This is a genomic window from Microbacterium sp. NPDC055665 (assembly GCF_053618035.1).
On record NZ_JBSHGY010000016.1, the window covers coordinates 2,270 to 20,574 of the forward strand.

Sequence of the window (18,305 nt, forward strand, 5' to 3'; positions counted from 1 at the left end):
GGGACGCCGCACGGGTCGCCGCAGGGGACGCCGCACGGGTCGCCGCAGGGGACGCCGCACGGGTCGCCGCAGGGGACGCCGCACGGGTCGCCGCACGGGTCGCCGCAGGGGACGCCGCAGGGGACGCCGCACGGGTCGCCGCAGGGGACGCCGCACGGGCCTTCCTCGCACCCACTGTCGAGAAGCTCCAGGCGGATGCGATTCGCCTGCTCTCCGAGCAGATGATCGATGCGGCCTGACCTGTTCGATCTGCTCGACCAGGACGAACTGGACGCCGTGGACTGGTCACCCGGTGCACGCGTCCGGTTCGTCCTCACTGAAGAACTGGAGGAGGCGGCATGATCCTGACCTGCTGGCTCGGCGTGCACCAGTGGCGCGTCGACTACTACACCCAGATCGTCGGCACCCGCCTCCACCTCATCGAGCGCGTCTCCTGCGCGCGGTGCCACCTGCTCCGCTCCAAGTCGGACGTCGGCGAGGAGTGATGAGCGATGACCGCCAAGCACCGCGACCCGGAGTACCGGGCCAACGCGCGCATCGTGCAGCAGCAGGTGCGGCGTGCGTGGGCGAGGGGCGACGACGTGCGGTGCTGGCGGTGCCAACGCATCATGCCGCCCGGGTCGCCCTTCGACGTGGGCCACATCCGGCAGCACGGCGGTCACGCGCTCTCGAACCTCGCACCCGAGCATCGCTACAAGGGGATCGGATGCCAGGGCAACCGCGCGCACGGTGGTCGGTCTGCTCATCGTCCATCTTCCGCGAGGGACTCGGTGCCTCGACCTTCGCCGGGCTCGCTGCCGTGGTGACTTCCGGGTCTTTTTTTGGTGGATCGGTCGTACCCCCGCCTTCGGCTCTACAGGCAACCCTCCCCCTGAATTCCCCTCTGAACTGGAGAAAAAATGCGATCACCGTTCGCTGACCTCGACCTGTGGGGCGTCCTCGTCGCTTCGCTCGGCGAGGAGTTCGATCGCCCCGACAACCGCGAGCACGGCGCTCACATCCCGTGCCAAACCCCGGACTTCGTCATCGCAGCTTGCGGCTATCTCCTTGACTGGAATGAGCAGAGCCATGACGACAACGGGATGCCGATGTGCGAGGACTGCCTCGCCGTCGAGCGGTGCCCGCTCTGCGGCGCACGCTTCAAGAGCGGGGGATGGCGATGACCGCCTCGCCGACGCTCACCGATCTGCACGACGAGGCGAACTGGCTCGAATGGCGCTCGCGTATCGACGCGCTCCCGGCGCTGCGCCTGACCGAGATGGTCACCACGGAGCAGACGCGTGCCGAGTGGCTGGAGGGGGCGCGGCTCCTCCGCCTCGATCGGCTCCGCCGCGCGGGTGACGGAGGGAACGGCCCCACCCCGATTCAGCTTGCGGTCGCTGACATCATCCACGCGGGGGCCTTCCTGAACGGGGTGATGGAGCCGCGGCGAACCACCAAGACCACCTCCATCGCGTGCCTCCTGATGGGGCGGTGCGCTCTGCGCGAGGACTACAACTCAGCGTTCACCATGCTCACGACCGGCGCGAAGGCAGGGGAGTGGTTCCGCAAGAACATCGTCTCGCCGCTCCGTCGCGTCTACCCCGACGCCAAGCGCGCGCCGATGACCATCAACGTCGGCAAGGGCACCGAGCACATCGCGTTCGCTAACGGCTCGTGGTTCAACGTGTACTCCCCGAACGGTGAGGGCTTCCGCTCCGGTGGCTTCGATGCGGTTCTCGCCGACGAGGGCGGAGAGGCGACGCCGGAACTCTCCGAAGACATCACGCTCGCCGTGCTCCCGACGATGGACACAAAGCCCGGCGCACAGTTCATCGTCGCCGGGACCGGCGCCCGCTACCGCACCGGCAACATCCTGTGGGAGACGTTGAGCGACCCGACCGCCGCGAGCATCTGGCACGGCATCCCCGAGACAACCGACCCCGCTGAGCTCGAGACATGGGAGCCCACCGAGGAGAACCCGCGGGGCCGCATGCGCGAACTGATCCAGCTGTCGCACCCCGGCGTCGGATACACCACCCCGGTCGAGGCCGTCGAGCGCAACTACAACAAGTTCCCTCGCGAGAAGTTCCTCATGGAGTACGGTGGCATGTTCGGCCTGGAGGGCGTCACAGACACCGTGATCCCGCCTGCATGGTGGGAGCGTGGCGCGCTCGACGCCGAGTTCCCGCCGCCGCCCGCCCGATTCTCCGCGTTCCTCAAGGTCCACCACAACGGCACATCCGCAGCTCTCGCCGTGGCGTGGGAAGTCGAGGAGCCGCGCGACCTCGTGACCGACGCGCTGGAGCTTGACGGCGTGGTCGACGAGCGGCCCAAGCGCCGCGCGATCGGCGTCTGGCACCACCAGAAGGGCACCGACCGGATGGACCGCGAGGTGCTCCTCCGGGCCCGCCGCCACAACATCCCCATCGTCTACGACGACCACGGCCACACCGCCGTCGTCGCGAAGAAGATACAGGCCGCAGCGCCGCGAACAAAGCTCGTCGGCACGAAGCCCCGCGACATCCCGCTCGCAGCCGTCACGCTCATGCAGGGCCTGGAGGACGGGACCGTAGTCCACTACCGCCAGTCCACCCTTGACGCCGCCGTGGGCATCGCGGTCAAGCAGTCCTTCGGCCAGTACGGATCGTGGCGATTCGGTGCCCCGAAGTCCGATCCCGACGCGGACACCGTGTGCCTGGAGGCCGCGGCCGGCGCGCTCCTCTTCCTCGCCGATGCCCCCGTATCCGTCAAGCCCGCCGACGTATTCCAGTTCTAGGAGACGACCAGTGATCCGACTCGACTGCACCCAGATCAGCGTCGTCATCGTCTGCGAGACATGCGGCGTTTGGCATGCGTTCGCCTTCTCGAAGCTCGAAGGATGGGAGCGCGCAGCCGCTCACGAGAAGCGCGCGCACCCCGGCGAGACGCAGGCGCAGGATGCCCTCTCGGAGATGCAGCGGAAGGCGCGACTCGCCGTGTGATTTTCGGCTGTGGGATACCGGCCCGATCTTCATACACATGGGCTTGTGGAACTTCCTCACCGGTGGACCGGCAGTGCAGACATCGCCGATCCTCCCGGTGTCCCCGTTCTCGCCGCAGGACTCACTCACCGAGATCACCGTCGCGCAGCTCTGGCCCGAGCACGACACCACCAAGACGCTGACCGATCAGACCGCTCTCCGCATCGGCCCGGTCAAGCGCTCCTACGAGATCGTGTGTGGTGTCCTCGCCCGGATGCCGTGGCGTGACTACGACGGCGACACCGAGACGGCAGACCAGCCCAAATGGCTCGTCACCACCAAGACCGGCATCGCCCCGCGCAGCCTCCGCTACGGCGTCGTGGGCGACCTGTTCATGCACGGCTGGGCCGTCATCGGCTTCGAACTCGGCGACGACGGATACCCGATCGACGCCCTCCACATACCTCGCGGATGGTGGACGATGAACCCCCAGACCGGCGCGGTCGAGGTCGACAAGGCGGTCGACTCCCGATACACGCAGCTCGTCGTGCCGATCCCGCTGGGCTACGGCTCCAACGGGATCATGTCTGACGGGATCGAGGCGCTCCGTGACGCCCGTGCCATCAACTCCGCGTACCGCGACCGCATCGACAACCCCATCGCTCAGACCATCCTCACCGTCGAGGCCGAGCAGTGGATGGCCTGGACGAAAGAGGAGCGCGAAGAGTTCCGGCAGATGTGGATCAAGGGCCGCCAGAGCGCGAACGGCGCGACCGGCATGAAGCCGAGCTTTGTCACAGTCGACATGCCCGGCGCTCTCCCGTCCGATCTCTTCGAGTCCGGACGTAACGCGAACCGACTCGACATCGCCAATCACGCCGGTCTCCCCGCTGACCTCATCGAAGGCAGCAAGCAGTCCGGCGGCGGTGACATGCACTACTCCACCGAGGCCGGGGGAGCGCAGCGCAACGAACTCTGGGACTTCGGCCTCGCCAAGTTCGCCGACGCGATCGAGGCCCGCCTCTCGCTCGACGACGTGTGCCCTCCTGGCCGCTCCATCCGCATCGACCGGTCGCACTACCTGACTTCCCCCAACCCGACCACACCGATCACGAGTGAGGACTGACATGGATGCTGTGATCATCGACGCCGGAACCCTGGCGTTCAGCGAAGAAGACCTGACCGCCACTGGGCTTCTCGTCCCGTTCGGCGTGAAGTGCCGATCCAACCTCGGAGAGTTCGAGGTCGACGCTGGCGTGTTCTCGCTCCCAGCGGACACGACCGGGGCTGGCCTCAACATCGAACACAAGCGCGAGGACGTCGTTGGCGGAATCGCGAAAGCCTGGGAGCAGCCGGAGGGAGTTCTCGGAACGTTCAAGTTCGCCGACACCCCCGAAGGGCGCATTGCCTACGCGGACGCGAAGTCGGGTAAGCGTAAGAACCTCTCCGCCGAGGTGGCGAAGGTCACCATCCGCGACGGGAAAGCGACCGGCGGACGCTTGTTCGGAGCCGCGCTCGTAGAGCGTCCGGCGTTCGCCGGTGCCACCCTGCTCGCCGCAGAGGACACCGAAGCCACCGTGCCCAGCGAGTTCGACTCGCCCGAGCGCTCCAGCCGCTCCCAGTACGTCACCGAGTTCACCGACGAGGACGGCGCGAAGTGGCGTCGCGTCGAGGAGAACGTCACCACGACCACGGTCACCAAGGTGACCGACGAAACCGAAGCCGCCCCGGCAGAGGAAGACACCGAAGAAGAGGAGTCCACCATGACCGCATCCGCAGTCGCCGAGACCGGGGCCAAGGTCCCCAACACCCTGCTCGGCGGAATGCCCCCGACGCCCGAAGGCGAGGTCGACCTCGGGTCGGTGTTCGCCTCCATCGCCGCGATCAAGAGCGGCATGGGCGACACGTCCGACGCGGAGACGCTGCTCGCCGCGCTGACCGACATCAAGTACAACGCGACCGGTGGCCTCACCACCGCGGCCTCCGGTGTGCTCCAGCCCGCCTGGGTCGGGAAGCTCTGGCAGGGTCGCCGCTATCAGCGGAAGTACATCGACCTCGCCACCCACCTGTTCGGCGGCATCCAGCTCGGAGGCCGCTCCGGCTTCACCATCGATTCGGGCAGTGAGCTCGTGCAGGAGTGGTCGGGCAACAAGGCCGAGATGCCCTCGGGAGGCGCGACCACTGCGACCAAGAAGTCGTCGCTCAAGAAGTACGGATGGGCCGCCGACATCGCCCGCGAGTGGTTCGACCTTGAGGGTGGTGCTGACGTCATCGAGGCCTTCCTCCAGATCGTGATCGACTCCTACGCCCGCGTCACCGACCAGCGCGCGCTGACCGACATCATCGCCGCAGCGGCCACCACGACCGCCGCGAACGACCGCATCGTCGCGCCGGGCACCTACCCGGCCGTCGCCGGTCACGACTACCCCGCAGCGATGGGCATGCTCATCGACGCGATCGAGGCCGTGAACGACGCCGCCGACGAGCCCGCCTTCGCGGTCGTCAACCCCGTCGCGTGGCGGCAGCTGCTCTTCACCCCGAAGGACCTCGTGCCCGAGTACGTGTCGTTCTCGGTGCGCGCCGGTACCGGCGAGGGCGATGCGGACGGCAAGGTCATCGTGAAGAAGGCTCCGCAGTCCTACTTCGCGGGGACCAACCCCCTCAACCCGCAGATCGCAGCGGGCGCGAAGGGCGCTATCGAGTTCCGTGAGCAGGGCACCACGCCCATCCAGGTCGACGCGCTCGACATCGCGAAGGGTGGCGTCGACAAGGCGGTCCTCGGGTACCTGGAGACGTTCGTCGTCCGCCCCGAGTCGCTCATCCTCATCGGCACCAAGAGCGCCTGAGCGAAGCGGGAGCGACGGCAATGGTCACCTGGTACACCGCCGACAGCGAGGAAGCGGAAGCCCGCCTCCTCGCCGCCTGGAGGGATGCTCCACTCGAGAACGAGGAGGTATGCCAGTTCATCCTGGATGCCGCCAAAGACCAGGTGATCGCCTTCGCTCCCGCTCTGCCCATCCCCGTCGAGGGCGAGCCTGTCCCGGACCCGCCGTCGCGGTACGTGTACGCGCAGCTCCAGCAGGCCAAGAACCTGCTCATGGCTGGCAGCGTCGCCCGCGGCGGCGAGTACAGCGAAGGGGAGTTCTCCTACGAGCCGCGCCCGCTCGACAAGGCCATCAAGAACCTGATTCGCCCGATCGACGGGAAGCCCGATGTCTACTGAAACGACTCTCCGTGCGTGGTTCTCCGCGCAGCTGAAGCCGCTACTCCCGTCGTCGTGGCGGTACATCCCGAACCAGGACACCCCGAAAGTCATCACCGTCCCCACGCTCGTCTACAAACTGCTGGAGATCGAGCCTCTTCCCGAGGCTCCGCTCGGCGCTCTGCGTCACCGCATCGTCCTGACGCTCCTCTCTCCGAACGAGGACGACGTGAAGGCCGAGGACGCGCTCGACAACGACGTGATCGAACTCATCACCGCTCTCGACCCGCACTCGACCATCGCGTGGGAGACGGCGCGGAAGGTCCGCGACGAGAAGACATCCCGCCTCGGGTGGGACATCACCGTCACCACCATCACCACGAAGAAGGAGTAAGACATGGTCCAGATCGCCGTCAAGCCGTACGTCCTGCGTGACTGCACCCTCAACATCAAGGACGGAGCCACCGACGTCGGAGACTACGAGCTGCACGTCTCCAAGGTCGAGATCGTCCCGAACACCAGCGTCCAGGTCTGGAAGGGCCTCTCCCCGGCGGCGTCCTACCAGGACATCGCCCCGCTCGACTGGACCGCGAACGTCGACTACGCCCAGGACTGGGAGACGGTCAACAGCTGGTCCCAGTACCTCCTCGCCAACACCGGCAAGAAGGTGACAATGAAGTTCACACCCAAGAAGGGCACCGGACTCAAGGCGGCCACCGTCACCGTCACGCTCCTGCCCGGCACCATCGGCGGCACGGTCGGCACGTTCGCCACCGGCTCCGTCTCCCTGCCGGTCGACGGTCAACCCGCCCTCGCCTGACCATGTCCCGGATCTCGCTCCTCGTATCGCGCGACCTGGCCGTCATGGTCCAGGCCGCGCGATCTCTCCCCGGTGAGGTGACGAAGCAGTTGCGTGCCCACACGCGGCGCGTCGTCGAACCCGCCTTCCAGGAAGAGATGCGGGATCGAGTCGGGACCAAGCTGGAGACGCGGGTGCTGCTCGACACCGCCCGCGTCTCCGTGTCAGACACGAACGTCACCCTCAAGTCCGCGACCATCGGACGCGTCCACGGCGTCCCCGCATCCGTCCTCGCGGGTGCCACCGAGTTCGGCGCGAACCCAGAACGCGCGGTGTCCACGCGCTCCCGGAAGGGCACCCGATACAACCGCCGTCTCGGACCCGTGTTCCGCGCCCCGCGACGCAAGGGGTACGTGTTTCACCCGGCCGTCACCGCGTTCATCCCTCGCGCCGCGGCGCTGTGGTTCCAGACCACCTATCGCACCGTTGCCGAGACCTTCGAGAAAGTTGGGCGCTGACATGTCCGGCGGCTACACCGTAGGCATCGCCTCCGAAACCAAAGCCTTCAAACAGGGCATCGAGTCCGGGGTCATTGACCCGCTGGAGGACGCTCAGAAGGAACTCCTGGAGCTTGGTAAGAGCCGGGGGCCTGAGCAGCTCGAACGCGCCATGAAAGACGCGGAGAAGGCCACTGAGCGCCTCAAGGATGAGACGAAGGACACGGCCGACGCAATCGAGCGCGACTTCCGCGACAGCTACCGCAGCGTCAAGCGATCCTCCGACGACGGCATGCGCGCCGCGAAAGAGGGCATGGAGGACTTCAAGCAGGAGGCGAACCAGACCGCCCGTGAGTCCGCGGCATCCTTCGACGGCTCAGCGGAATCGATCGTTGACGTATTCCAGGAGATCGCGGCGAACGCGTTCGGCGGCTTCGGGCCCGCCGGTGCCGGCGCTGGGCTCGCCGCCGCCGCAGGTATCGGCCTCGCGATGGCCGGATTCGAGGACGTGCAACAGGCTGAGGAGGAGTCCAAGCAGCGCGCCGGAGAGTGGGCTCAGGCCTACGTGGAGGCCGGGGGCAAGGTGCTCAACGCCGCCACCACGACCGCCGTGGCCCTGGACATCGCCACTGATCCTGACCGGTTCGCGCAGGCGAAGGACAACGCGAAGAACTGGGGCGTGGACGTGTCGGTCGCGATTGCCGCGATGGCAGGGGAGACGTGGGCGCTCAAGGCCGCGAACGACTCTCTCGTCGAGACCGAGAAGCAGATCCAGGAGGAGATGGCGAACACCGGCATCCAGAACCAGGAGCTCGTCGACAACCTCACTCAGGTCAGTGCCGCCGCAGGGCAGGGACGCATCGAACTCGACAGGATCACCGGGGAGATGCAGCGTGGTGGTGAGCAAGCCGACGCGTACTCCCGGTACCTCAAGTCCGTCGCCGACAACACCGCGGGAGCGACGACGAAGGTCGACGAGTTCGGGGACTCCGTCACGAACCTCCCGGACGGGACCACGATCTACGTGGACGCCGAGACTGGGCAGGCCACGACAGACCTTGACCTCATCGAGAAGAAGGCCTACGGCGTTCCCGATGCCGTCGTGAACGCGAAGGTGACGGGCCTCAACCAGGTGCGTGTCGACCTCGACGCGCTCACCCGCCCCCGGACGGTGACCGTGAACGCCAAGCTCAGCCAGCAGTTCTCCACGTACTTGGGGTGGGACCAGTGAGCACGATCATCACGCACAGTACGGGCGTCATCACTCCGGAGGTCGTCAACGGCTTCGAGTCCTCGCGAGACATCCGCACAATCGTTCACACGGTCCTCGGCCGTCCCGACCCCGACATCACGCTCCGACCCGCCGGTCTCCAGTCCGGCACCCTCACCCTCGTGTTCTCGACTGGGGCGGCCGCGATCGCCGCGGAGACGGCGTTGCTGTTCCCGCAGGTGCTTGTGCTCTCCGACCCTGACGTGCCCCAAGTCGGCATGTCGTTCGTCGTCGGTCCCGAGGGCCAGGCGAGCACTCGATCTCTCGACCTCGACACGCGGAAAGTCTGGCTGGTCGACCTGCCCTTCCAGGAGGTTTCGGTATGACCGTCATCACCCGCCACACGTACAAGGCCGAGACGGAGGCGGGCACGGAGCTTCCGGTGCTCGGCGGGAACCTCACCCTCGACTCGTCGGCGATCCCGTACGTTACGGCGTCTATCACTGTCCCGTTCACGGGTGCTCTGCTCGACGAACTCGACCCCCGCTCCGGGAGCCGGGTGAAGATCAGCGCGACCCGCGATGGTCACGTTGAGACGACCTACACGCCGTGGGTGGAGCAGGGGCGGAACATCGGTGTGAATCCGAGAGGTGTCAGTTCTGGAGCGGGGTGGTCCCCAAACGATGTTGGCCGCTATCCCGCTGTGAAGGGAGTAACCCCACCAATCGCGCATCCTCTGGGGATCGCGACAGCGGTGGAGAGCAGGAACACCGGAGCCGTCGTGAACGGCGTGGTGGCGTCTATCTACAACCCTGATGGTCTGGGTATCACGGGAACGCCCCAACGCATGCTTGGCGTGTGGGTGCTGGTCACCGAGGCCGGATATCGAATGCAGGCGGGCGCCTCGGGTGTCACCTGGCCCGCAACGGAGATTCCGGCGAATGAGTGGACTTGGGTCCAGACACTTACCCCGGTGGCCGCTGACGGTTACGCCACGGTCTACATCAGCAAGATCACCGGCAACGCGCCGAGCACCGTCCGCGCGTACACGACGGGCCTCCTAGTGAAGGCTGGGTCCTCACCCGTAGGTGACTACTTTGACGGCTCCACGAATCCGGCGGGTGAGCTGGAGCGAACTCGTTGGCTTGGTGCGGCGAACGCGACCGCGGCGGTGCTGGAGACGCGGAGTGTGACAGGGCAGGAGTGGGTACCGGAGAACTTCCGCACGTTCGACCTCGGCATCCGCACTGCCCGCCCGAATCGTGCGGCCGGGACGGTGACGCTCGACCTCGCCTCCGACGAGGCGCTGCTCGCCGATCACGCGCTCCTCGATGACCTGCCGATCCAGTCGATCACCCTCGTTGACCCGATCGGAATCCGCTACCTCACGGACCTCGTTCTCGGCGAGGGCATCGGCGCGGAGTTGGAGCCGGGCACGGAAGACGCCGACGTGACGCCACGCTTCGAGGTCACGAACCTGCTCCGCAATCCCGCCGTGGCCGGGTCGACCCTGAATTGGTCGGCGGCGGGTGGATGCACGATCGCTTACGGCTCCTCCGGGTCGTCGGGGTATGTGCGTGTCGTGCCGAACGCGGGTGCGGCGAACGGTGCTGTCATGGCGATTGACAGCTCGAAGTTCAATGTGGCCGCGGAGCCTCGCCGCTTGTACGTGTTCAGTCTCGACGTGCGCGCGGAAACCGCGGGTGGCCGCGGCTATCTCGGGATTCAGTACTACGACCGGCAAGGCGCGCTCATCAACACCGGCCCGTTCTGGGAGCAGGAGATCGGCGTCGCGACGCAGCGACTCAAGGTGGCGTTCGAGGCTCCCATGAATGCCGCGGCCGTCGCGCCGTTCTTCCGGTTCACAACGAACCGCGTCTACCGCCTCGACAACGGTCTCCTATACGACGGAACCGACGACACCTGGTATGTGCCGGGTTTCTCCGGCGGCGACGCGGAAGACGGCTACTACACGTACCGTTTCGAGGGCCCGGCGGACGACTCCCCGAGCGTGCGCACCCCCAACCCGTACTACGAGCAGTCGTCAGAGACTATGAATTGGCGTGCCGGCCAATCGGGGCTGGAGTTCCTCCGTGGCCTCCTCATGGCAAAGGGCTTCCGCCTCGTCAACGACGAGCAGCGCAAGTGGTCACTTCGCAGGGAGAGTTTCCGTAACGCCGGGTCGCAGACGTGGACGTGGGGCGAGAACTTGATCGACGTCGACGAGTCGATCTCTCGCGACGACGACACCTGGTTCGACGCCGCGGTCTACACGTTCTCCCGAGACGGTCGCATCCGGCGCACGGACGCGTACGGCCTCACCCTCACCCCGACGAAGGTGTTTCACCGGAGGTTCGATGACTACACCTCGTATCCCGGCCAGGGACGGGCGCAGAACGTCGTCGAGCGCGCGCAGGGCATGGGCCGCAAGATCACCGTCACCGGCATCCCCACATGGACCGAGACGACCGACCAGCCCCTCACGGTCACTCTCGACGACGACACCACCCTGACCGGTATCGCCGCGAGCGTCCGATTCAACTTCGACGACGACACCGTGACGGTCACCACCCGCGAGACGGAGGACGTGTGATGGGCGGCCTCGTCATCGAACAGGTACGCCCTGGCGTCGAGTTCATCCCCGACGCCGCGGCCGCGTTCCGTCGCGCCGAGGCACAGGTCCGTGCCGAGTTCGGCCGCGACATCGACGCCAACTCCACGTACCGGTCGAGGGCGAAGCAGCTCGGCATGTACAACGCGTGGCAGGCCTACATCTCGGGACGTGGTCCGTATCCCGGGCACTCGAAGGCGCTGCACCCCGACGACCCGCTCGCCTTCCACGTCGCCGGGCTCGCGATCGATTCCGACGATTGGCGGGTGGCGCGCATCGTCGAGATCCTCGCTGAGAACGGCTTCATCCGGAACCGGCTGAACGTGGCTGGCGAGCAGCACCACTTCGAGTACATCCGTGCTCGGGATACCCACTACGGAGAAGAGGTGGACGACATGTCCGCGAAAGCAGAGAAGCAGATTCAGGCGATCCACGACGCGATCTTCCGAGGCGGGAACTCGATGCCGGACGGCAAACGCTCCATCGGCGCATCCCTCGCGAACATCGCCGAGAACGTCGGCCCGATCCGACGCTCCACAGGGCCGGTGAGCATCCGTCAGGAGATCGCGGACACCAAGACCAAGGTCTACGCCCTGGAGGCCGCCGTGAGCGCTCTGGCGACCTCCCAGGGGGCAGACCCGGACGTGATCCTCCAGGCCGTCGAGAAGGGCGTGAAAGACGCCATGCGCGACGTGAGCTTCACCGTGGACGTCGAGTAACACCAGAACCGGAAGGCACCATCATGAACACCCTGCTCTCACCCGCTACCCGACGATGGATCTACAGCATCTGCATCGCGGCCGTCCCGGTCCTGGTGTACTTCAAACTGCTCCCGCCAGAGGCCGCCCCGGTGATCCTCCCGCTCGTCCTGGCCGTGCTCAACGTCAACGAGCCCGCCGCCGAGCCGGATCGGCGAGAGTAGTGGCCGAGGTTGCCGAGGCGGCCGCGACTCTCGCCGTCGTCGTCGCACGTCTCGACGACGTGCGCGAAGACATCAGGGATCTGCGCACTGATCTGTCAACGCACCGAGCTGAGATGGTCTCCCGCGGTGAGTGGGAGATGCGTAACCGCGCGGTGGATTCCCGATTCGAGAATCAGGGTCGCGAGATCGCCGAGCTCAAAGCCGCACGGGCGCCATGGTGGTCGTGGGCATCCGTCGTCGTTTCCGCGCTGGCGTTCGCGTGGGTGATTCTCGGACCCGTGCTCACGCGGTAGCCGCTGAGCTACTTCCCGGCCTTCATCCGCTCGACCTTCGCCTGGAACGCGCGGTCCTCGATGAGGGCGTTCTTGATCGCGTTCTTGACGACGAAGTAGAGCAGCGCGAGGCCGACCGCAACGCTGACCGCCGACACGATGATGACCGACACGATGTCCATGCTCATGCGGCGAGCTTAGCGGCACCCCGCCCGGAGTGCTCGGGCACGATGCGAGGAGCGAGCGTGCGGATACCATCCTGTTTCCGCCGCTCGCTCACCTGCGTGTAGATCTGGGTCGTCGACAGGTGCTCATGCACGAGCAGCTCCTGGACCACCCGGATGTCGACGCCCTGCTCCACGAGGTCGGTTCCGAACGCGTGCCGGAGCGAGTGCGGGGTGAGCTTCTCGTCGAGGATGCCCGCCCGCTTCTTCGCCTTGGTGATGAGGTCGGTGACGGACGACGGGCGGACGTGCCCGCCGGAGCCATCGCGGGCGGGGAACCAGTAGCCGTCGGGCGGCATCGTGAGCGACAGCTCGGCGATGACCTCGTGGAGCGGCAGACGGCGCACCTTCCCGCCCTTGACAACCGTGCCGATGGTCATGCCGGTGCGGTCGATGTCGTGGCCGTGCACGCGCGCGATCGATGACACCCGGAATCCCTGGTAATAGCCGAGGAGGATCATCGCGCGCGTCTTGGTGTATGCGCCGCCCTCCAGCATCGCGTCGATCTGCTCGGCGCTGAACGGCCGCGGCTGACCCTTCGGCACCCGCACCACCGGGAGCTTGGTCGCGGGGTTGTCGTCCCGGAGGCCCTCCTCGTGCAGGAACGTGAAGAACGCGATGAGCGCGCCGCGCTCGGTGCGGCGTGTGCCCGCGCTCACGGGTTCGTCGCGGCCGATGTAGCGGCGGAGCGTGAATACGTCGCACTCGACGAGCATCCCGGTCTTGCGTGCGAACGTGGTCAGGATGCTCCTACGATTGCGGATGGTCGTGACGGCGAGGTTCTGCGCGCGCTGGTAGTCGATGAACATCTCGAGCGCGGTGGCGTCCTGGAACTGCATGGTTACTCCCTCGGTTGAGGCCCCCTCTGAGCCTGTGATCTGACCGTATGGATTCACGAGAATGCGCCGCGACGACCAACGCGCCCAGGAATCACGTCGATTCACTGAGCGCGTCGTTCACGCGGCTGTCCAGCGGTTACGGTGTAGCCAGCTCGGAAGACGTGATGCGGGCGAGACACGATGCACCGCGCCAAATCGACGTGCCGAGTCGACCTGTCCAGCCACAGCGCTCGCACCCGCTCCCGATGCATGCAGCGCAGCGCATCTGCTTCACGGTGAGTGGTGCGTAGTCGTCCATGTCGAACAGAGCATCGCTCATGATGCCCTCGCTGCGAAGATGTCTACGACGGGTGCCAACCGCTGCGACTCCACCGTGGATGTCGTCGGTTCGATCCCGGCAGGGCCCACATCCTCACCGCGACCCCTGGTGGTCGCCGCCCTGCAGTCCTAGGCTCCCCGCATGGGTACCCTGACCTTCTGCATCAACGTCACCCTCGACGGCTGCGTCGATCATCGGGAGGGGATCGCCGATGAGGAGACTCATCCCCTCTTCACGCGGCTCCTGGATGAAGCCGGCGCGATGCTCTGGGGGCGCACCACCTACGAGATGATGGAGAGCGCCTGGCCGGCGGTCGCCCGCGGAGACGTGGAAGCGGACGCCACGATGCGCGAGTGGGCGGTCAAGCTCGACGCCAAGCCCAAGTACGTGGTGTCATCCACCCGCGAGGACTTCCCCTGGGCCAACAGCCACCGCATCATCGGTGATCTGCGCGAGGGCGTGCAGAAGCTCAAGGACGACACGCCGGCCGGAGTGCTTCTCGGCAGCGCCTCGCTGGCGACCGAACTCGACCGGCTGGACCTGATCGACGAGTACCGGTTCCTGGTCCATCCGCGGATCGCCGGGCACGGCCCGACCCTTTTCGAGGCCGGTCTACCGAGTACTCGGCGACTCGAGTTGGTTTCCGCGACTCCGCTCCGCAACGGGGCGATCATGACGCACTACCGACGGGCTGATTGACTCCTCGCAGCGAGGAGCGACCTACCTCGACCGAGTCCTCAGCGCAAGGCCTGCGGGCGCTCGCGTCTCCAGCGCGTACCCTCGGATGCACGGCAAGACTCGATGATCGAGGGACGGGGAGGTCTCACACGTGGCGCGACGCATCGTCATCAGCGGAGCATCGGGACTGATCGGTTCAGCGCTCGTGTCTTCGCTCCGCGCTGACGGAATCGAGGTGACGACTCTCGTCCGACGCGCTCCGCGAGCGGAGAACGAGACGCAATGGGAACCGGGGGAGCGCGCCCTCGATCCGGACGTCCTCGCCGGAGCCGAAGCGATCGTCGCACTGGGTGGTGCCAGCGTCGGCCGTCTGCCGTGGACCAAGCGCTACCGTCGTGAGTTGGTCGACTCGCGTCTGCAGGCGACCAGGACGATCACGACCGCTCTCCGTTCCCTGCGGTCCGACGCCCCCGCACTCGTCTCGGCATCCGCCGTGGGCTACTACGGCTCCGCCCCGGGCGAGATCCTCACGGAGGACTCCGCCGCCGGTCAGACCTTCTTGGCGGACCTCACGGTGCGCTGGGAGGCCGAGGCCCGTCAGGCCGAGGACCACACCCGGGTCGCACTGCTGCGCACGGCCCCGGTCATCCACCGGCGCGGCGTCCTCAAGCCCCTCATCCAGCTGACTCGGTTCGGCGTCTCCGGTCCGCTCGGACGAGGGACGCAGATGTGGCCGTGGATCTCGCTCGATGACGAGGTGGCAGCGATTCGTCATGTGCTCGATCACAAGATCACCGGACCCGTGAACCTGACCGGACCCGCACCGGCGTCCGCCAACGACATCGGCCGTGCCCTCGCCACCCGCATGCACCGTCCGTTCTGGCTCCCGGCACCGGCGTGGGCGCTCCGCCTCGCGCTCGGCGACGCCGCGGAGTCGCTGCTGCTGCCGGACGCGGACGTGCGTCCCCAGGTGCTGGAGCGCACGGGGTTCCGGTTCGCGCACGCGACCGCGGCTGCCGCCGTCGCGGCGGCGCTCTGAGGTTCTCACGGGACCACCACTCCCGGAGCGGAACCCTCCACTGCAAGACTGAGCGCATGGAGATCATCGAGAACTCGAAGCTCACGGTCGTCGGCGCGGGAAGCGTGGGATCGAGTGTCGCCTACGCGGCACTGATCCGCGGATCGGCGCGCCACGTCGCGCTGTACGACATCGCGACCGAGAAGGTCGAGGCCGAGGTGCTCGACCTCGCGCACGGGACGCAGTTCACCGGTTCGAGCGACATCATCGGGGGAAGCGACATCTCGGTGGCGGCGGGCTCGCACGTCGTGGTGATCACCGCCGGGGCGAAGCAGAAACCGGGTCAGACCCGCATCGAGCTCGCCGAGGTGAACGCGGGCATCATCCGCCGCATGATGCCGGATCTGCTCGAGGTCGCGCCGAACGCGATCTACGTGATCGTCACCAACCCCTGCGACGTGCTGACCGTGATCGCGCAGGAGGAGACCGGGCTCCCGCCGGAGCGGATTTTCGCGTCAGGCACTGTGCTCGACACCTCCCGACTGCGCTGGAAGCTGGGGGAGCGCGCCGGAGTGTCGACCGCCAGCGTGCACGCGTACATCATCGGTGAGCACGGCGACACGGAGTTCCCGCTGTGGTCGCGGGCGACCATCGGCACGGTCCCGATCCTGGAGTGGGAGACGCCGGACCACCCGCGATTCACCCTCGATGAGCTGCAGGACATCGCGGTCGACGTGCGCGATGCCGCATACAAGGTCATCCAGGGCAAGGGCGCGACCAATTATGCGATCGGTCTGTCCAGTGCGCGGATCGTCGAGGCGATCCTCCGCGACGAGCACGCGGTGATGCCCGTGAGCACCGTGCTGCGCGACTTCCACGGACTCGACGGCGTCGCTCTGTCCGTCCCCTCGATCGTGAGCGCGAAGGGTGCGGTTCCGATCCGGAACACCTCGTTCTCGAGCGACGAGCTGGCGCTGCTGCGCCAGTCGGCGGATGCGCTGCAGGCGGCCGCCGCGGATCTGCGCCGCTGAGAGGCACCGGCGCGAACCGGTGCCTCTCGCTCTCACCGGCCGTGCGGATCCGTGCGGTTGAGGGTGGCGACGACCTGGTCGTAGTCACGCCGGGCTTCGCCGTACCGGAGGAACTTCACGCGCTGGACCTGGATCTCCGCCGCATCCGGTTGCGACTCGAGCAGCCCCATCACCTCGTCGATGAACTCGTCGAGCGGCATCGCGGCCTCGTTCTCCTCATGCCCGGGCATGAGGGCGGTGCGCACCGCCGGCGGTTCCAGCTCGAGAACCGACACCGTCGTATCCTCGAGCTGCAGGCGCAGCGATTCGCTGAGCATGTGGATCGCGGCCTTGCTCGCGTTGTACGTGGGCGTCACCCGGAGAGGGGCGAAGGCGAGTCCGGAAGAGACCGTCATGATCGTCGCGTCCGGCTGCGCGCGCAGGTGCTCGATGCAAGCGGCGATGAGGCGGATCGGCCCGAGGATGTTCGTGGTGACCGTCTCCTCAGCCGTGGCGAGGAAGCTCGACGGGGCTGTCCAGTCCTCGGTGCGCATGACACCGGCCATCGTGATGAGCACGTTCAGTTCGGGGTGCTCGGCGAGTACCGTGCGTGACGCGTCGTCGATGCTGCCCGCATCCGCCGTGTCGATCCGCACCGTGTGGATGCCGGGATGTTCGGTGGCGATCGCCGTGAGGCGGTCCTGGCGACGCCCGCCCACGATCACCGTGTTGCCACGGTCGTGGAGGCGCACGGCGAGCGCGAGCCCGATGCCGCTGGTCGCACCGGGGATGAAGATGGTGTTTCCGCTGATGTTCATGTCCCCAGCCTCGGCGCCGCCCGGCTGCTGCTCCAGAGAGCGGTCATCCAGGGATCGGCGGTCCCTGGAACGTGCGCCGATGCCGGTGGATACTTCAGGAATGGATCGTGATGCTCTCGCCGAGTTCCTCCTCCGTCGGAGGGAGTCACTGACCCCTGCAGACGTGGGGCTCTCCACGGGCGCGCGCCGTCGTACCGCGGGGCTGCGCCGCGAGGAGGTGGCCCAGCTGGCGATGATGTCGACCGATTACTACACGCGCCTCGAACAGCGGCGAGGACCGCAGCCCAGCGTGCAGATCCTCACCTCGCTCGCCCGTGCGCTGCGGCTGACCGAAGACGAGCGCGACTACCTGTTCCGGCTCTGCGGACACAGTGCTCCTGACCGCGCCCGCGTGACCGACTATGTGCGGCCCGGCATCCTGCGCGTGCTCGATCGACTGCACGACACCCCCGCCTTCGTCGTCTCGCTGCTCGACGAGGTGCTCGTGCAGAACGATGCCTCCCGCGCGCTCGTGGGCGACGCGAGCGCGCTCACCGGGCTCGACCGCAGCGGCATCTACCGGTGGTTCGCCTATCCGGACGATGAGCGGCGCCGGTATCGCGAGGTCGATCACCCCCGACAGGCACGCGCGCTCGTCGGGTCGCTGCGTGCGGCCCACGGCGTGATGGGGGCTCGATCACGAGCGGGTGAGATCGTCGCAGAGCTGACGGCCCGCAGCCCGGAGTTCGTCGAGCTGTGGGACGCGCATGAGGTGAGCCGCCGGTTCGAGCAGCACAAGGTCATGGTGCACCCCGAGCTCGGTGAGATCGAGGTCGACTGTCAGGCGCTCTTCACCGAAGACGAGTCGCAGGCGCTCATCGTGCTCACGGCGGCGCCGGGCAGCGAGGCAGCGAGCAAACTCGAGTTCCTGCGGGTGCTGGGGACCCAGAACGTCTGACCCGACG

25 protein-coding genes are annotated in these 18,305 nt (G+C 67.1%); 22 read left to right on the forward strand and 3 right to left on the reverse strand.

The genetic code is table 11. The annotated features are described in order from the left end of the window. From ACWGO6_RS18530 to ACWGO6_RS18615, 18 genes are all read left to right on the forward strand, one after another. A partial coding sequence (locus ACWGO6_RS18530; RefSeq protein ID WP_452327593.1) for a hypothetical protein occupies window positions 1-239 on the forward strand: 239 nt, incomplete at its 5' end. A gap of 99 nt (window positions 240-338) precedes the next feature. Further along, window positions 339-485, forward strand: a complete 147-nt coding sequence (locus ACWGO6_RS18535; protein WP_452327594.1) for a hypothetical protein — start codon at window positions 339-341, stop codon at window positions 483-485. A 6-nt stretch (window positions 486-491) separates the two neighbouring features. After that, window positions 492-806, forward strand: coding sequence for a hypothetical protein (locus tag ACWGO6_RS18540; protein WP_452327595.1), 315 nt, complete (start codon window positions 492-494; stop codon window positions 804-806). 93 nt (window positions 807-899) lie between these two features. Next, window positions 900-1,163: a hypothetical protein gene (locus ACWGO6_RS18545; RefSeq protein WP_452327596.1), complete on the forward strand. Its 264-nt coding sequence runs from the start codon at window positions 900-902 to the stop codon at window positions 1,161-1,163. Beyond that, entirely contained in the window at window positions 1,154-2,758 is a 1,605-nt protein-coding gene (locus ACWGO6_RS18550) for a hypothetical protein (RefSeq protein WP_452327597.1), read from the forward strand. The genes ACWGO6_RS18545 and ACWGO6_RS18550 overlap by 10 nt, the downstream gene beginning before the upstream one ends. A 10-nt stretch (window positions 2,759-2,768) precedes the next feature. Next, window positions 2,769-2,963, forward strand: coding sequence for a hypothetical protein (locus tag ACWGO6_RS18555; protein ID WP_452327598.1), 195 nt, complete (start codon window positions 2,769-2,771; stop codon window positions 2,961-2,963). A gap of 37 nt (window positions 2,964-3,000) precedes the next feature. After that, window positions 3,001-4,068, forward strand: coding sequence for a hypothetical protein (locus ACWGO6_RS18560; RefSeq protein WP_452327599.1), 1,068 nt, complete (start codon window positions 3,001-3,003; stop codon window positions 4,066-4,068). A 1-nt stretch (window position 4,069) separates the two neighbouring features. Further along, the gene (locus ACWGO6_RS18565) at window positions 4,070-5,788 is read left to right on the forward strand and encodes a hypothetical protein (protein WP_452327600.1); all 1,719 of its coding nucleotides are present in this window, start codon (window positions 4,070-4,072) and stop codon (window positions 5,786-5,788) included. 20 nt (window positions 5,789-5,808) lie between these two features. Then, entirely contained in the window at window positions 5,809-6,165 is a 357-nt protein-coding gene (locus tag ACWGO6_RS18570; RefSeq protein ID WP_452327601.1) for a hypothetical protein, read from the forward strand. Continuing rightward, window positions 6,155-6,538: a hypothetical protein gene (locus ACWGO6_RS18575; protein WP_452327602.1), complete on the forward strand. Its 384-nt coding sequence runs from the start codon at window positions 6,155-6,157 to the stop codon at window positions 6,536-6,538. The genes ACWGO6_RS18570 and ACWGO6_RS18575 overlap by 11 nt, the downstream gene beginning before the upstream one ends. 3 nt (window positions 6,539-6,541) lie before the next feature. After that, the gene (locus tag ACWGO6_RS18580; protein WP_452327603.1) at window positions 6,542-6,964 is read left to right on the forward strand and encodes a hypothetical protein; all 423 of its coding nucleotides are present in this window, start codon (window positions 6,542-6,544) and stop codon (window positions 6,962-6,964) included. A gap of 2 nt (window positions 6,965-6,966) precedes the next feature. Next, the gene (locus ACWGO6_RS18585; protein ID WP_452327604.1) at window positions 6,967-7,461 is read left to right on the forward strand and encodes a hypothetical protein; all 495 of its coding nucleotides are present in this window, start codon (window positions 6,967-6,969) and stop codon (window positions 7,459-7,461) included. A 1-nt stretch (window position 7,462) separates the two neighbouring features. Then, the gene (locus tag ACWGO6_RS18590; protein WP_452327605.1) at window positions 7,463-8,671 is read left to right on the forward strand and encodes a hypothetical protein; all 1,209 of its coding nucleotides are present in this window, start codon (window positions 7,463-7,465) and stop codon (window positions 8,669-8,671) included. Further along, window positions 8,668-9,036, forward strand: coding sequence for a hypothetical protein (locus tag ACWGO6_RS18595; RefSeq protein WP_452327606.1), 369 nt, complete (start codon window positions 8,668-8,670; stop codon window positions 9,034-9,036). Before ACWGO6_RS18590 ends, ACWGO6_RS18595 begins: the two co-directional genes overlap by 4 nt. Then, entirely contained in the window at window positions 9,033-11,243 is a 2,211-nt protein-coding gene (locus tag ACWGO6_RS18600) for a hypothetical protein (RefSeq protein ID WP_452327607.1), read from the forward strand. Before ACWGO6_RS18595 ends, ACWGO6_RS18600 begins: the two co-directional genes overlap by 4 nt. Further along, window positions 11,243-11,980, forward strand: coding sequence for a hypothetical protein (locus ACWGO6_RS18605; protein ID WP_452327608.1), 738 nt, complete (start codon window positions 11,243-11,245; stop codon window positions 11,978-11,980). Before ACWGO6_RS18600 ends, ACWGO6_RS18605 begins: the two co-directional genes overlap by 1 nt. Before the next feature lie 23 nt (window positions 11,981-12,003). Then, window positions 12,004-12,183, forward strand: coding sequence for a hypothetical protein (locus tag ACWGO6_RS18610; RefSeq protein ID WP_452327609.1), 180 nt, complete (start codon window positions 12,004-12,006; stop codon window positions 12,181-12,183). Next, window positions 12,183-12,476 carry a hypothetical protein gene (locus ACWGO6_RS18615; RefSeq protein ID WP_452327610.1) on the forward strand — a complete coding sequence of 98 codons (294 nt, stop codon included), beginning with the start codon at window positions 12,183-12,185 and terminating at the stop codon, window positions 12,474-12,476. The genes ACWGO6_RS18610 and ACWGO6_RS18615 overlap by 1 nt, the downstream gene beginning before the upstream one ends. Window positions 12,477-12,484: 8 nt before the next feature. Here ACWGO6_RS18615 and ACWGO6_RS18620 read toward each other — a convergent pair whose 3' ends face one another. Beyond that, window positions 12,485-12,643, reverse strand: a complete 159-nt coding sequence (locus tag ACWGO6_RS18620; RefSeq protein WP_452327611.1) for a hypothetical protein — start codon at window positions 12,641-12,643, stop codon at window positions 12,485-12,487. Next, window positions 12,640-13,518 carry a tyrosine-type recombinase/integrase gene (locus ACWGO6_RS18625; protein WP_452327612.1) on the reverse strand — a complete coding sequence of 293 codons (879 nt, stop codon included), beginning with the start codon at window positions 13,516-13,518 and terminating at the stop codon, window positions 12,640-12,642. Before ACWGO6_RS18625 ends, ACWGO6_RS18620 begins: the two co-directional genes overlap by 4 nt. Before the next feature lie 460 nt (window positions 13,519-13,978). Here ACWGO6_RS18625 and ACWGO6_RS18630 point away from each other — a divergent pair, with 460 nt between their 5' ends. The 3 genes from ACWGO6_RS18630 to ACWGO6_RS18640 all read left to right on the forward strand — a co-directional run bounded on the left by ACWGO6_RS18630 (window position 13,979) and on the right by ACWGO6_RS18640 (window position 16,564). Continuing rightward, window positions 13,979-14,536 (forward strand): dihydrofolate reductase family protein, encoded by a 558-nt coding sequence (locus ACWGO6_RS18630; protein WP_136042069.1) that lies wholly within the window; start codon window positions 13,979-13,981, stop codon window positions 14,534-14,536. A gap of 130 nt (window positions 14,537-14,666) precedes the next feature. Further along, entirely contained in the window at window positions 14,667-15,554 is an 888-nt protein-coding gene (locus ACWGO6_RS18635; protein WP_136042070.1) for a TIGR01777 family oxidoreductase, read from the forward strand. Between the two features lie 56 nt (window positions 15,555-15,610). Beyond that, window positions 15,611-16,564: an L-lactate dehydrogenase gene (locus tag ACWGO6_RS18640; RefSeq protein WP_136042071.1), complete on the forward strand. Its 954-nt coding sequence runs from the start codon at window positions 15,611-15,613 to the stop codon at window positions 16,562-16,564. Between the two features lie 32 nt (window positions 16,565-16,596). Here ACWGO6_RS18640 and ACWGO6_RS18645 read toward each other — a convergent pair whose 3' ends face one another. Then, window positions 16,597-17,361 carry an SDR family oxidoreductase gene (locus tag ACWGO6_RS18645; protein WP_452327613.1) on the reverse strand — a complete coding sequence of 255 codons (765 nt, stop codon included), beginning with the start codon at window positions 17,359-17,361 and terminating at the stop codon, window positions 16,597-16,599. Window positions 17,362-17,461: 100 nt separating this feature from the next. Here ACWGO6_RS18645 and ACWGO6_RS18650 point away from each other — a divergent pair, with 100 nt between their 5' ends. After that, on the forward strand, window positions 17,462-18,298 hold the full coding sequence (locus ACWGO6_RS18650) for a helix-turn-helix transcriptional regulator (RefSeq protein WP_136042073.1): 837 nt from the start codon (window positions 17,462-17,464) through the stop codon (window positions 18,296-18,298). Window positions 18,299-18,305 lie beyond the last annotated feature (7 nt).

Bases quoted from the DNA above. Each gene is read 5' to 3' on its own strand.
- ACWGO6_RS18535 (WP_452327594.1), top strand. From the start codon at position 339: ATGATCCTGACCTGCTGGCTCGGCGTGCACCAGTGGCGCGTCGACTAC.
- ACWGO6_RS18540 (WP_452327595.1), top strand. From the start codon at position 492: ATGACCGCCAAGCACCGCGACCCGGAGTACCGGGCCAACGCGCGCATC.
- ACWGO6_RS18545 (WP_452327596.1), top strand. From the start codon at position 900: ATGCGATCACCGTTCGCTGACCTCGACCTGTGGGGCGTCCTCGTCGCT.
- ACWGO6_RS18550 (WP_452327597.1), top strand. From the start codon at position 1,154: ATGGCGATGACCGCCTCGCCGACGCTCACCGATCTGCACGACGAGGCG.
- ACWGO6_RS18560 (WP_452327599.1), top strand. From the start codon at position 3,001: ATGGGCTTGTGGAACTTCCTCACCGGTGGACCGGCAGTGCAGACATCG.
- ACWGO6_RS18565 (WP_452327600.1), top strand. From the start codon at position 4,070: ATGGATGCTGTGATCATCGACGCCGGAACCCTGGCGTTCAGCGAAGAA.
- ACWGO6_RS18570 (WP_452327601.1), top strand. From the start codon at position 5,809: ATGGTCACCTGGTACACCGCCGACAGCGAGGAAGCGGAAGCCCGCCTC.
- ACWGO6_RS18575 (WP_452327602.1), top strand. From the start codon at position 6,155: ATGTCTACTGAAACGACTCTCCGTGCGTGGTTCTCCGCGCAGCTGAAG.
- ACWGO6_RS18580 (WP_452327603.1), top strand. From the start codon at position 6,542: ATGGTCCAGATCGCCGTCAAGCCGTACGTCCTGCGTGACTGCACCCTC.
- ACWGO6_RS18585 (WP_452327604.1), top strand. From the start codon at position 6,967: ATGTCCCGGATCTCGCTCCTCGTATCGCGCGACCTGGCCGTCATGGTC.
- ACWGO6_RS18590 (WP_452327605.1), top strand. From the start codon at position 7,463: ATGTCCGGCGGCTACACCGTAGGCATCGCCTCCGAAACCAAAGCCTTC.
- ACWGO6_RS18600 (WP_452327607.1), top strand. From the start codon at position 9,033: ATGACCGTCATCACCCGCCACACGTACAAGGCCGAGACGGAGGCGGGC.
- ACWGO6_RS18605 (WP_452327608.1), top strand. From the start codon at position 11,243: ATGGGCGGCCTCGTCATCGAACAGGTACGCCCTGGCGTCGAGTTCATC.
- ACWGO6_RS18610 (WP_452327609.1), top strand. From the start codon at position 12,004: ATGAACACCCTGCTCTCACCCGCTACCCGACGATGGATCTACAGCATC.
- ACWGO6_RS18620 (WP_452327611.1), bottom strand. From the start codon at position 12,643: ATGAGCATGGACATCGTGTCGGTCATCATCGTGTCGGCGGTCAGCGTT.
- ACWGO6_RS18625 (WP_452327612.1), bottom strand. From the start codon at position 13,518: ATGCAGTTCCAGGACGCCACCGCGCTCGAGATGTTCATCGACTACCAG.
- ACWGO6_RS18630 (WP_136042069.1), top strand. From the start codon at position 13,979: ATGGGTACCCTGACCTTCTGCATCAACGTCACCCTCGACGGCTGCGTC.
- ACWGO6_RS18640 (WP_136042071.1), top strand. From the start codon at position 15,611: ATGGAGATCATCGAGAACTCGAAGCTCACGGTCGTCGGCGCGGGAAGC.
- ACWGO6_RS18645 (WP_452327613.1), bottom strand. From the start codon at position 17,361: ATGAACATCAGCGGAAACACCATCTTCATCCCCGGTGCGACCAGCGGC.
- ACWGO6_RS18650 (WP_136042073.1), top strand. From the start codon at position 17,462: ATGGATCGTGATGCTCTCGCCGAGTTCCTCCTCCGTCGGAGGGAGTCA.